At 45.6% G+C, this 12,630-nt stretch carries 8 protein-coding genes; 7 read left to right on the top strand and 1 reads right to left on the bottom strand.

The genetic code is table 11. The features are described 5' to 3' along the window. The first annotated feature begins 94 nt into the window (after positions 1-94). From glgB to msrB, 4 genes are all read left to right on the top strand, one after another. Positions 95-2,278, top strand: coding sequence for a 1,4-alpha-glucan branching protein GlgB (glgB, locus tag JC525_RS16305; protein ID WP_171338492.1), 2,184 nt, complete (start codon positions 95-97; stop codon positions 2,276-2,278). A gap of 47 nt (positions 2,279-2,325) precedes the next feature. Then, the gene (gene glgX / locus JC525_RS16300) at positions 2,326-4,413 is read left to right on the top strand and encodes a glycogen debranching protein GlgX (RefSeq protein WP_198816779.1); all 2,088 of its coding nucleotides are present in this window, start codon (positions 2,326-2,328) and stop codon (positions 4,411-4,413) included. 282 nt (positions 4,414-4,695) lie between these two features. Beyond that, positions 4,696-6,249 carry an NADP-dependent phosphogluconate dehydrogenase gene (gene gndA / locus JC525_RS16295; RefSeq protein WP_198816778.1) on the top strand — a complete coding sequence of 518 codons (1,554 nt, stop codon included), beginning with the start codon at positions 4,696-4,698 and terminating at the stop codon, positions 6,247-6,249. Positions 6,250-6,364: 115 nt separating this feature from the next. After that, on the top strand, positions 6,365-6,793 hold the full coding sequence (gene msrB / locus JC525_RS16290; protein WP_198816777.1) for a peptide-methionine (R)-S-oxide reductase MsrB: 429 nt from the start codon (positions 6,365-6,367) through the stop codon (positions 6,791-6,793). 160 nt (positions 6,794-6,953) lie between these two features. Here msrB and JC525_RS16285 read toward each other — a convergent pair whose 3' ends face one another. Then, the gene (locus tag JC525_RS16285) at positions 6,954-7,838 is read right to left on the bottom strand and encodes a DUF2989 domain-containing protein (RefSeq protein WP_198816776.1); all 885 of its coding nucleotides are present in this window, start codon (positions 7,836-7,838) and stop codon (positions 6,954-6,956) included. A gap of 193 nt (positions 7,839-8,031) precedes the next feature. On the opposite strand from JC525_RS16285, the gene JC525_RS16280 reads away from it, so the two are divergent. The 3 genes from JC525_RS16280 (at position 8,032) to JC525_RS16270 (ending at position 12,574) form a co-directional block, all read left to right on the top strand. Continuing rightward, the gene (locus JC525_RS16280) at positions 8,032-9,477 is read left to right on the top strand and encodes a glyceraldehyde-3-phosphate dehydrogenase (protein WP_105929726.1); all 1,446 of its coding nucleotides are present in this window, start codon (positions 8,032-8,034) and stop codon (positions 9,475-9,477) included. 190 nt (positions 9,478-9,667) lie between these two features. Next, positions 9,668-10,807: a M14 family metallopeptidase gene (locus JC525_RS16275; RefSeq protein WP_198816775.1), complete on the top strand. Its 1,140-nt coding sequence runs from the start codon at positions 9,668-9,670 to the stop codon at positions 10,805-10,807. Between the two features lie 108 nt (positions 10,808-10,915). Then, the gene (locus JC525_RS16270; protein WP_198816774.1) at positions 10,916-12,574 is read left to right on the top strand and encodes an alanine/glycine:cation symporter family protein; all 1,659 of its coding nucleotides are present in this window, start codon (positions 10,916-10,918) and stop codon (positions 12,572-12,574) included. The last annotated feature ends 56 nt before the right edge of the window (positions 12,575-12,630 follow it).

Genomic DNA, 12,630 nt, shown 5'->3' with positions numbered 1-12,630 from the left:
ATCAGTACGGTACTAGACAGAGCTTAAATGTGGTCAACGCATTTAAGCTCACAATTCAACCCGCTGCCATGCGGGTTTTTACTAGGAGTAGCGAATGCAATTAGCGCAGCAGTTTGAACAGGTATTATGTTCACAGCCGTTTTCCCATTTAGGTGTAATTACCAATAAACAAGAATCGATACTTCGCGTTTGGCACCCCAATGCCAGTCAAATAACGATTAAATGGGAGAATACAGCGCTAGCAAATGTAACCGCGACCTCCAACAATGGTCTTTTTGAAACACCATTACCTAAAGAATATCAGGGTGAAATTTATCGTGTTATCGCCGAAGGCTTAAATGACGATAAGGGCTATATCGACCCTTATCAATTCTCCGAGCAGGCGTACCATGCGGTACACTACATCGATAGCAAGCCTTCAAATTTGTACGAGCAAGCGGGCGCGCAACTTTTAACACTCACTTCATCACAAGGCGATTCGGTAAAAGGTGTCAGGTTCTGCGTTTTCGCGCCCAATGCGAGTACGGTGTCGCTCATTGGCGATTTCAATCAGTGGGATGGGCGCACGCATCCTATGGAAAAGACCTCTATGGGATACTGGGTACTGTTTGTGCCAGAACTCGCAGAGGGAGAGCGCTACAAGTATCACATTAAAGATGCACACGGCCACGATCTACCGCACAAGGCTGATCCACTTGGCTTCAGTGCAGAGCAGTATCCTTCTCATGCTTCGAAAATTTACAACCACAATAACTATGAGTGGAATGATAGTGCATGGATGGAAAAGCGAAAGGGGAACAAGTACAACAGCCCAATGAGCATTTATGAAGTGCACCTTGGCTCTTGGAAGCGCCCGGGTATTGATACTGATGCGCGCTACCTTACTTACAAAGCGCTTGCCGATGACTTAATAAGCTACGTCAGCGATATGGGTTACACTCACGTTGAACTGCTGCCTATTTCCGAGTTTCCTTTCGACGGTTCGTGGGGCTATCAGCCCGTGGGAATGTTCGCACCAACGAGTAGATTTGGAAACCCAGATGAATTTAAATACTTTGTTGATAAGGCCCACCAAGCAGGTATAGGCGTAATTATCGACTGGGTACCTGCGCATTTCCCAGAAGACGGCCATGGCTTGGCGCGATTTGATGGTTCTTGTGTTTATGAATATGAAGATCCGAGAAAAGGTTGGCATCCGGATTGGAATTCTTGTATTTACGATTTCGGCAAAGACACAGTTCGTCAATTTTTAGTTGCAAACGCATTGTTTTGGCTAGACAAATTTCACGTTGACGGACTCAGGGTTGATGCAGTGGCATCCATGCTTTATCTCGACTATTCACGCAATGACGGAGAGTGGATCCCGAATGTGGATGGTGGCAACGAAAATTACGAAGCCATCAGCTTACTGAAATGGATGAATGAAGAAGTGTACAAGCACTTCCCTGACGCCATGACTATTGCCGAAGAATCAACGTCGTTTCCCAAGGTTTCTCGTCCAGTATTTGATGGTGGTTTGGGCTTTGGCTTTAAGTGGAACATGGGGTGGATGCACGACTCATTGCACTACATCGCTAAAGACCCCGCCTATCGCAACTATCACCATGGCGATATTACCTTTAGCATGGTTTACGCGTTTGACGAAAACTTTGTGCTGCCGATTTCGCACGATGAAGTGGTACACGGCAAAGGCAGCATGCTGCATAAAATGCCTGGCGATGAATGGCAGCAAGCCGCTAACCTGCGTTGTTACGCGGGCTTTATGTACGGCCACCCCGGCAAGAAGCTTAACTTTATGGGGAACGAGCTTGCGCAGGCACGAGAATGGAACCATGACAGTAGTTTAGACTGGCACTTGCTCGATTACGAAAAGCACAAAGGCATTCAAGCGCTTTATAAGGCGCTCAACCACCTCTATACGTCTACGCCAGCGCTTTACGAGCAAGACCACGAACCAGGGGGCTTTGCTTGGTTGGACCACAATAATGCAGACCAAAGCGTAGTTTCATTTGTTCGTATGTCAAAAGATGCGAGGCAAAAAGTATATGTGGTATCTAATTTTACGCCTGTGCCTCGTCAGAACTTCAGAATAGGCGTAGATGATGCGTGCACGCTGACGCTAGCATTAAATACAGATGATGGTGCATATTGGGGTAGTGACTACGACGTTGCTTCTACTGTAAATACGCAAACCATACCTTGGAATGAGCGTACACACTCTGCAGAAATCACGTTACCGCCGCTAGCCACAGTATTTTATGTTGCCAATGTGGATTAATCCGACTAGGGCGACACGCCCTAGTGAAGAGATAAATTGAGAACGAAGTGAACGAAATTCGAGACACCGCACTAATTGTAGAAAGTGGAATGGGGAAGGCATATCCACTTGGCGCAACAGTTACACAAGATGGGTGTAATTTTGCCGTATACGCGCCCGATGCGAAGGCGGTCGTGCTGTGTTTTTTCAATAGTGACACAGAAGAGGCGGTGAGTGAGCATCCTTTGCCTGAGAAAACCGGTGATGTCTGGCATGGCTACTTTAGCGGCGTTAGCGCAGGACAATACTATGGTTATCGCGTAGAACGCGGTGAGGGAGGGTTGCATGCAGTACCCACCGACAAACTGCTGATCGACCCTTATGCCAAGAAAATTAGTCGCGCAATAAAATGGGACGCTAGGCAATACAAACATGACTCTCAGTTTATGATCCCCAAGTGCATAGTAATTGATCAAAATGACTATGCGCCCAGTCATGTTAGCGCGCCTGTTATCCCGAAACACAAGCGAGTAGTTTACGAAGCACATATTAAAGGGCTCACAAAACTCCACCCCGATGTACCTAAAGAACATCGTGGCAAATTCATCGGTGCTGCCCATCCGAGTGTCATCAAGCATCTCAAAGCATTAGGCATAACCACGGTGCAATTTATGCCGTTGTGCTCATTCATGCCTGAACCATTTATAACAGAGAAAGGCTTAACTAATTATTGGGGATACAACCCGGTTAACTTCTTTGCGCCTGAACCACGCTACGGTGTGTCAGACGCGCTTGCTGAACTGAAGTCTATGGTTGATGCTTATCATACAGCCGGACTTGAGGTCATTGTTGATGTGGTATTTAACCATACAGCAGAGGCAGGCAATGGCGGTCCTATTCTTTCTTATAAGGGGTTTTGCCCTTACCAAGCGTACTTATTAGAGCAAACGAAAAACGGAGAATTGGTTTATTCCAACCACTCAGGCTGCGGTAACACGGTAAATACCGCGCAGCCATTTATGATGGGACTTATTTTAGATGCCATGCGCCACTGGGTATCCGTAATTGGCGTTGACGGCTTTCGTTTCGATTTAGCAGTATGCTTGGGAAGAGAGCCACAAGAATATAGTAAAAAATCTGGGCTATTGAGAGCCATTAATAGCGATACTGTCTTAAAAGAGAAAGTATTGCTTGCCGAACCCTGGGATATTGGGCCTGGAGGCTACCAAGTGGGTAACTTCCCGTCTCCGTGGTTGGAGGTGAATGATAAATACCGCGATACGGTGCGCGCCTTCTGGCGTGGAGACGATGGCGTTACCGCGGACTTTGCTACCCGCTTAATGGGCTCACGGGATATATTTCACAAAGGCCATCGACATATCAGTACATCGGTGAATAACGTAACCTACCACGATGGGTTTACCCTACACGATATGGTGACTTACGCCGAGCGTCACAATCTAGATAACTTGGAAGATAACAGAGATGGTCATGGTCATAACCTTTCCGCTAACTATGGTGTAGAAGGTGAAACCAACGACGAATCCATTATCACCATGCGAGAGCGCCAGAAGCGAAATCTCTTCGCGACCTTGATTTTTTCACAAGGTACGCCTCATATTCTTGGTGGTGATGAGCTAAGTCGTACCCAAAACGGAAACAACAATGCTTACTGCCAAGATAATTCGATAAGCTGGCTAAATTGGGAAATGAATAAACGCAAGCAGGACTTCCTGAGTTTTTGTCAATACGTTATTCGCCTGCGTCAATCGTCTTCCTTGCTAAGTGAGTTAAAGCTTCATGATGATGCTTTTACCTTGTCGCGCAATGTAAAAGAAATAAATTGGTACAAACCCGATGGTTCAGACAAAGCGTCAGAAGACTGGAACGCGCATCACAACAAGGCCTTTGGCGTTGAAATAAAGGGGTGTGCAGTAGGTCAACAAAAACCAGAACATTGGTTTTTATGCGTTAATGCCAGTGAAAATGACGTGCGCTTCCATTTACCGTCTGTGCTTCCTAAAGGCGGATGGACTATGCATCTGGATACCAGATACAGCTCTTTGGAAGAACAGCCGTCAATATGCATTCAAAAAGTGTTTTTACAAGCCAGTAAATCACTCACGCTGTTTAGTTTTGCCCAGTTTACCGGGTAACGCCCATGTTATGCTCCGTTGATGTACAGGTAAGACCAACTTTTTCCCTATGCGTTAAAACGTGAGAAGCGACTAAGACTTTACCTTTGTTTGTATTTCATACAGCATAGGATGACGAGCTGAAACTCAGGGTTAAAAATTCCGACCGATTAGCCTTAAATACCTGCTTATGTTTACTGCTGGTGATATTTACACCAGTGCTAACGAAAAAACGATGTTTGACTGTTCATTATTCTTTCAGGTGGTATCATGCGCAGCCATCTGAAATGTGAGGGTGTTCCTATGCAAAAGAAAGGTGGTAATTCGCACGAAGACAAGTCGTGTGATATTGGTTTTATCGGTTTAGGGGTGATGGGTAGTAACCTGACCATGAACCTGGCAGACCATGGCTATCGCGTCGCGTGTTTCGATTTAGACCAAAACAAAGTTGAGTCTATATTAGCGAAAGACGAAAGCGAGCGAGCCGAAAATACTGAGCCTCGTGTAGAAGGCTGCAGTTCGTATACCGAGCTTTTGAGCAAATTGAAAGCCCCTCATCTAATTATCATCTCTGTGCCAGCCGGCGACCCCGTTGACCATGTATGTAACCATCTGATTGATGCGGGTATTCATGCTGACGATATCGTTGTCGATACGGGTAACAGCTTGTGGACTGACTCTGTAGCCCGTGAAGAGCAGTATAAAGGGAAGTTTATTTTCTTCTCTACCGCCGTGTCTGGTGGGGAAGTCGGTGCGCGTTTTGGGCCGTCATTAATGCCGTCAGGTAACCCTTACGCATGGACTCGTATCGAGCCCGTGCTTAAAGCTATTGCGGCAAAGGTTGATCCAGAAACCGGTAAACCGTTAGAAAGTCACACGCCAGGTAAGCCTGTGCTTGAAGGCGAACCGTGCGCGACTTACATAGGTCCCGTTGGGGCTGGTCACTACGTGAAAATGGTGCACAACGGTATAGAATACGCCGACATGCAACTTATTTGCGAAACCTACCATGTTATGCGCGAGGCGCTTCACATGGCGCCTACTGAAATTGCAGAAGTTTTTCGCAAGTGGAACCAGGGCAAGCTTAATAGCTATCTGATGGAAATCAGTGCCGAAGTACTAGAGCAAATGGACCCAGAGACCAATCAACCACTTGTTGATGTCATTTTAGATAGAGCAGGCCAGAAAGGAACGGGCCTGTGGACTGCCGTAAGTGCATTGCAGGTAGGTAGCCCAGCTCAGACCATTACATCAGCGGTATTCGCGCGTAGTATCTCCAGCTTGAAAGACGAGCGTGTGGCAGCAAGTAAAGTGCTCACTGGCCCAGATGCGAAAACGTTCAGCGACGATGAAAAGATGTCTATCGTCAATAAGTTAGAGCAAGCGCTTTACTGCTCGAAAATTTGTGCGTACGCCCAAGGTTTTCAGCTGATGGCAATGGCGGGTAAAGAACACGGTTGGACACTAGAGTTTGGCGAAATTGCTAAAATTTGGCGTGCAGGTTGTATTATTCGCGCCGTATTCTTGCAGTCGATTTCAAAAGCTTACGAAAATAACGAAGACCTTGCTAATTTGCTGATGGACCCTTTCTTTTCTGAGCAAATCACCCAATTCCAAGCAGATTGGCGAGAATCTATCGCCCAGGCAACCCTTGCAGGGGTTCCTTGTCCGGCAATGATGTCAGCATTAAGTTATTACGACTCTTATCGCACAGCGGTATTACCTGCTAACCTGTTGCAAGGCCAGCGTGATTATTTCGGCGCGCACACTTATCAGCGTGTTGATAAACCAGCAGGTAAGAAGTACCACATTGAGTGGAGTGATCCTGCAAGGCCGCAAACTGCTATCAAAAGATAGTTGCTAACATTCATCGTTATCGCTCCTTGAGTCTATACTATTCAGTGAGCGAACGTTTATAGGAAAAAGGTGTATTTGTTATCAGATACGCCTTTTTTGTTTTAAGAGGTAAGTTATGTCGACAGATAACAATGAAGGTGTATCCAAAACAGAAAAAGATTGGAAAGCAGATTTAAGTGAACAGGAATACTATGTGTGCCGTGAAGCAGGCACCGAGCGGCCGTTCACGGGGGTCTTGCTAGATGAACAGCGAGACGGTTTGTATTTATGTAAATGCTGTGAAGCGCCCTTATTTCCCTCAGATACAAAATTCGATGCCGGTTGTGGTTGGCCATCTTTTTATAAACAGCTCGATGATGGCAATGTGGATTACAGAGAAGATTTAACTCACGGTATGCGAAGGGTTGAGATTTTCTGTAAGCAGTGTGGCTCCCACTTAGGGCACGTGTTTCCTGATGGTCCTGCACCAACGGGCCAGCGCTATTGTGTAAACTCTATTTCTATGACATTTAAAGGCGAAGACAACGTCAAAGTAAGAGGCTGATATTACGGTCTCACAATGAAGTGAGAGATGGTTAAGGTAAACATCTGATTAAAAATTAACCTTGCGCCCTGCCTTCAATTGTAAATTCAAAAAAAACCGCCTATAAATAGCGGTTTTTTTAATTATTTCCCGATAAAATTGTGTAACTAAGTTTCAAAAATCAGAGCTTATCTAGCTTAAGCGCGTCCGCATCGAACGTTGCGCTTTTAAGGTTGCTGACTACTTCATCAATGATAGCATCCAGGATTTGCGTGGGAAGCGCGTATTGTTGTCCTAACTGAATGCGCTGGGTTTCATCGAGTCTTTCATCGAAGGCTTCAGCGACGCCGTACCAAACATACGCACGGCGATAATTCTCTAAATCCATGCCTACAGAGGCGAGTGAATAAAAAACACTTACATCGATATCATCACTGTCGGTATATAAGCTTAACGCGCGATGTAGGGTTTCTGTGGTGCGCTTCAAATCGGTTTTTATCTGAACTGAGGCAAGCGATACCAACAAAGCAGGATCGGTAACTCGATTACTCGCCGCGTAGCGCTCAAAGCGGTGAAAAGCGTCTTTATCGTTGAAGCGAGTCCAATGATAGTAAGAAAGGTAAGGGTCTAAAGAGTTTTTAGTTTCTCTGCTAAGTCGTTGAATTTCACGTTGAGCGGTGATCACACCCTTAAGCCGGGTGGCTTCTTTTCCTTTGCGCTTTATGTGCTCGATGTGTTGAACTTCCTCGACACACGTTAAGTATTCTTCAAAATTTAAAAGAAGAGGGTATTTATAAGCGTCATCTTTTGAATCTTGGTTGTAGTAACGCAGCCGAATAATTTCTGCACGCTCGGCGCGACAACGTGCGTCTAAACTTAAGTCTAAACAAATTTCGCTGTGCGATTCGCATATTTCACTGATGGTGGGTTCGAAGAGATCGCCACAGCCACTTAGAGCGAACAGTGAAACTAGCCCCATGGCTGAAAGTCGCATTTTTGTTGGAAACTTACTAAACAAATTCTTCGTTGTACGAGTTTTCATGGTGGTTTTGAAACTTATCAACAATTTGGCCTTCCTTGCTTGTTTATTTAAGATACTGCTCGTCACCGTCAGACGAAAACTCACCTAGTGTACCCTAAAAATAATAAAAAGCTGACGCGTAATTAAGAATTGTCGAATGTCTAAACGCTAAATATTATGGCAACCAACTAGACATCAACGACAACACCGTTAATTTAATTTCGATGAAGGCAGAAGCATGAATCAACAGTTTGAGCAGGAATTACAAAGCAGCTGGCAAGAGCGTCAGGAATACGCAGAAATGATGTTGCCCCTTATTGGTAAGCTTTACCGCAATAAGGCAGTTGAAATTTCAGTTTACGGACGTTCATTATTAAACGCCAGTGCGATAGACGTTATCAAAGCGCATCGCAAAGTGCGACTGCACGAAGGTATTAAGTTACGCCTACGGGAGAGTTTCCCCATTTTAGAAGCGCTAAGCAATATGAAGCTGGCGCCGGCTCAAATCGACATCGGAAAATTAGCCTTCGATTTTCATTTCGGTTCTGCGGTTGACAACAGTGACCTTACGGCCTACCTCAACGAAAAACTAAACGACGTTGCCAACAAAGAGGACGACCAGAAACCTCAAGACGTTGTACTTTATGGTTTTGGTCGTATTGGTCGCTTACTTGCGCGCTTGCTCATAGAGCGTCAGGGGAAAAATAACAAATTGCGTCTACGAGCGATTGTGGTGCGAGGCGGACGAGATGGCGACTTAGAAAAGCGTGCAAGTCTGCTACGCCGCGATTCAGTACATGGCCCTTTCAACGGCAGCATTACGGTTGACCATGAACGCAATGCGCTTAAAGCGAACGGCTCGTACATCCAAGTGATATACGCCAACAGCCCAGATGAAGTGGATTACACCCAATATGGTATAGATAACGCCATCATTGTTGACAACACAGGAATCTGGCGTGATCGCGATGGTCTTGGTCTTCACTTGAAAGCGAAAGGCGCAGCTAAAGCCATTCTTACTGCGCCGGGCAAAGGCGACATTAAAAACATCGTACACGGTGTGAACGACGAAGAAGTAACACCGGAAGATACTATTGTTTCTGCTGCTAGCTGTACGACCAATGCCATTACACCCGTGCTTAAAGCGCTAGATGAAGAATACGGTATCGAAAATGGTCACGTTGAAACGGTTCACTCATATACCAACGACCAAAACCTCATCGATAATTACCACAAAGGCGACCGCCGTGGACGAAGTGCACCGCTTAATATGGTAATTACCGAAACAGGTGCGGCAAAAGCAGTAGCCAAGGCGTATCCAAAATTGGCGGGTAAACTTACCGGTAATGCTATCCGCGTACCTACGCCAAACGTATCGTTAGCGATTTTGAACTTGAACCTTAAAACGTCGGTAGATCGTATTGCAGTTAATGAGTTCTTGCGCGATACCGCATTGTTCTCAAAGCTCCAGCATCAAATTGACTATACCGCGAGTAAAGAGATTGTATCTACAGACCTTGTTGGCTCTCGCGCTGCGTCGGTGGTGGATTCTCAGGCAACCATCGCTGCTGACAATCGATTAACGCTGTACGTTTGGTATGACAACGAGTTTGGTTATAGCTGTCAGGTGTTGCGCGTGGTTCGCGATATGGCAGGGCTAAGCTTCCCAACGTTACCGTTATAATCGATAGTGTTATAAGCTAACGTTTAAAAAGTTCGCTTTTATCTGATTAAAAAACCGACCTAAGTGGTCGGTTTTTTGATGGTGTAAACATTTAGTATACTTTCCACCGTACAAAACCCGCTGAGTGCGTGGAATTTGTGTTTACGTCTATGCTAAATTAGCGCTCAAATAACGAGGAAAACGACAGTCTATGCATATTTCCAGTCAATTCGACAGCGGTAACATTGAAGTAGTTAGCGCACAATCACCTGACGATATTCGTCTAACCATTCCCAACGATAACCAATCTGAATTTGCTCAGTGGTTCCATTTTCGTTTAGTGGGCGAAACCTTTGTAACGCACACCATGACCATTGGTAACTTGGCAAAGTCAGCGTATCCAGAAGGTTGGAGGGAATATAACGTTTTGGCGTCTTACGACCGTCAAACTTGGTTTCGCATTCCTAGCGAATTTGACGGCGACAACCTTACGTTTTCACTAACGTTAGAACAGCCTAGCGTTTATTTTGCGTATTTCATTCCGTACAGCTATGAACGCCATCTCGATCTTGTGCACGATGCGCAAATGTCATTGTTGTGTGAGCACAAATTCTTAGGCCTTACCCTAGATGGCCGTGATATGTCGTTGCTGGTAATCGGTGAAGAAACGCCAGAGAAGAAAAAGGTATGGATAACAGCCCGCCAACACCCTGGCGAAACGATGGCCGAGTGGTGCGCAGAAGGCATTATATATCGTTTACTTGACGAGCAAGATGGTTTGGCGCGACAGTTGCTTGATAACGCTGTGTTTTACATTGTACCAAACATGAATCCGGACGGCAGTGCTCGAGGCCACCTTCGTACCAACGCTGTAGGCACCAATCTTAATCGCGAGTGGGCGACACCATCGAAAGAAAAAAGCCCAGAAGTACTTTACGTACTTAACGCAATGAGCGAAATTGGTGTAGACATGTATCTTGATTTGCACGGTGATGAGGCATTGCCGTACAACTTTGTGGCAGGAAGTGAAGGCAACCCAAGCTACAATGATACTATTAAAATGCTTGAAAACACGTTTAAAGATGCGCTATTAAATGCAACGCCTGAGTTTCAGGATGAATTTGGTTACGACAAAGACGAGCCGGGCAAGGCGAACTTAACAGTTGCCTCTAATGCTGTCGGCGAGAAGTTTAAATGTATGGCGTACACGGTTGAAATGCCATTCAAAGATAACGCTAATGTGCCAGATGATATTTATGGATGGTCGGTACAGCGCAGCCGTCAACTAGGTGAAGATTTGCTTATTGGCGTAAATGCGGTTGTTAAAAAACTAAAAGCATCAGACCAATAAAATACAAATAGGAAGCAAAAGCTTCCGCAAAAAAGGCCTCGACAAAAAGAGGCCTTTTAATTATTAAAATAAAACAACAATTAAACATAATAAAAAAGGGGAATAACGTTGGAAGGGTTATATGGTTTTCTAACTATGCTCGATGGATTCTTAGGGGGCGCGTTTTGGTTTCCTTATGTATTATTAGGCGTAGGTCTTTTCTTTACGATTTATCTTAAGTTTCCACAGATTCGTTTTTTTAAGCACGCTTGGCAGGTTGTAACCGGCAAGTTTGATAAAGAAAGCGACCCAGGCGATACCACCCATTTTCGTGCACTCACCACCGCACTGTCTGGCACGGTAGGTACAGGTAACATCTCAGGTGTTGCATTTGCAATCTTTCTCGGTGGTCCGGCAGCGCTATTTTGGATGTGGGTCACAGCCTTTTTAGGTATGACAACTAAATTCGTTGAAGTTACCCTTTCGCATAAATACCGTGTTAAAACCGAAGATGGGACTATGGCTGGTGGCCCAATGTATTATATGGACCGTCGCCTAAACATGAAATGGCTAGCCGTAGCCTTTGCAATTGCAACGGTTGTTAGCTCGTTCGGTACAGGTAACCTTCCTCAAAGTAACGGTATTGCGCAAAGTATTGAAGCCACCTTCGGTTTCGAGCCATGGGTAGTAGGAAGTGTACTAGGAATTCTTCTTGCCTTGGTTATTCTTGGTGGTATCCAGCGGATTGCGGCTTTCACCGCGCGCGTTGTTCCTGTAATGGCGGTTATTTACCTCATTGGTGCACTTGCGGTTATTTTCGCGAATCTCGAAAACATTGGCCCCTCGTTCGCCGCTGTCATTGGCGATGCCTTTACCGGTTCAGCCGCCGCAGGTGGTTTCTTGGGCGCGTCATTAGCCTACGCGTTTAACCGTGGTGTTAACCGTGGTCTGTTTTCAAACGAGGCAGGTCAGGGCTCTGCACCTATCGCCCACGCTGCGGCAAAAACGAAAGAGCCCGCTTCAGAGGGTATGGTGTCTTTGCTGGAACCTTTCATCGATACCATTTTAATCTGTACCGTGACGGGTTTGGTAATCCTCTCTTCAGGTGTGTGGAAAGAAAAGCACGAAAACGTGTTCGACCGTTCCGATATGTATTTTGTGGCAGGAAAATACGACGATACCAACCAAGCTGATGTCGATAAATTATATGGCTACCTAAACGAGATTGAAGGTAACGTTGTTGAACCTTATACAGGGTCGATTACGGTTGTTAACGGCACTGCGGTAAGCGATGGCTTTACGCTTCTTAACGCTCGTTCAATTGCGGAAGACGTGAAGTATTCTGTCGGTAGTGAAGACTTGTTTACCGGTACCCTCAAAATTGTGGACGGTAAGCCAGTTAAAGAGAATTTAGAAATCAGAGGAAAGTCACTGGTTCACTCTGCAGCGCTAACGACGATTGCATTTACACGAGGCTTTTTTGGCGACTTCGGTCAATATATCGTGTCAATTGGCCTTATGCTGTTTGCGTTCTCAACTGCTATTGCCTGGTCTTACTACGGTGACCGCGCCATGACTTACCTTTTGGGGCCGCGTTCTGTTATGCCGTATCGAGTAATTTACGTTGCCGGTTTTGTTTGGGCTGCGTTCTCCGACACCACATTAGTTTGGGCACTGTCTGCCGTGGCTATTGTGGTTATGACCTTGCCTAACCTGTTTGGGATCATGCTGCTTTGTAAAGAGATGAAGGAGACCGTAAACGACTATTGGTCTCGCCACAAAAAGTAGAAACCACGGATTTATAAGGCGTCTTAAAAGACGCTGTTGTCTAACGTTTATACAGA

It is taken from the genome of Alteromonas sp. IB21 (assembly GCF_016405965.1).
Taxonomy (GTDB): domain Bacteria; phylum Pseudomonadota; class Gammaproteobacteria; order Enterobacterales; family Alteromonadaceae; genus Alteromonas.
Note: the sequence above shows the minus strand (reverse complement) of the source record. Positions and strands in the feature narration are given on the sequence as shown.

What these genes read in the sequence shown, in the direction of transcription:
- glgB (WP_171338492.1), top strand. Translation starts at nt 95, where the DNA reads ATGCAATTAGCGCAGCAGTTTGAACAGGTATTATGTTCACAGCCGTTT.
- gndA (WP_198816778.1), top strand. Translation starts at nt 4,696, where the DNA reads ATGCAAAAGAAAGGTGGTAATTCGCACGAAGACAAGTCGTGTGATATT.
- msrB (WP_198816777.1), top strand. Translation starts at nt 6,365, where the DNA reads ATGTCGACAGATAACAATGAAGGTGTATCCAAAACAGAAAAAGATTGG.
- JC525_RS16280 (WP_105929726.1), top strand. Translation starts at nt 8,032, where the DNA reads ATGAATCAACAGTTTGAGCAGGAATTACAAAGCAGCTGGCAAGAGCGT.
- JC525_RS16275 (WP_198816775.1), top strand. Translation starts at nt 9,668, where the DNA reads ATGCATATTTCCAGTCAATTCGACAGCGGTAACATTGAAGTAGTTAGC.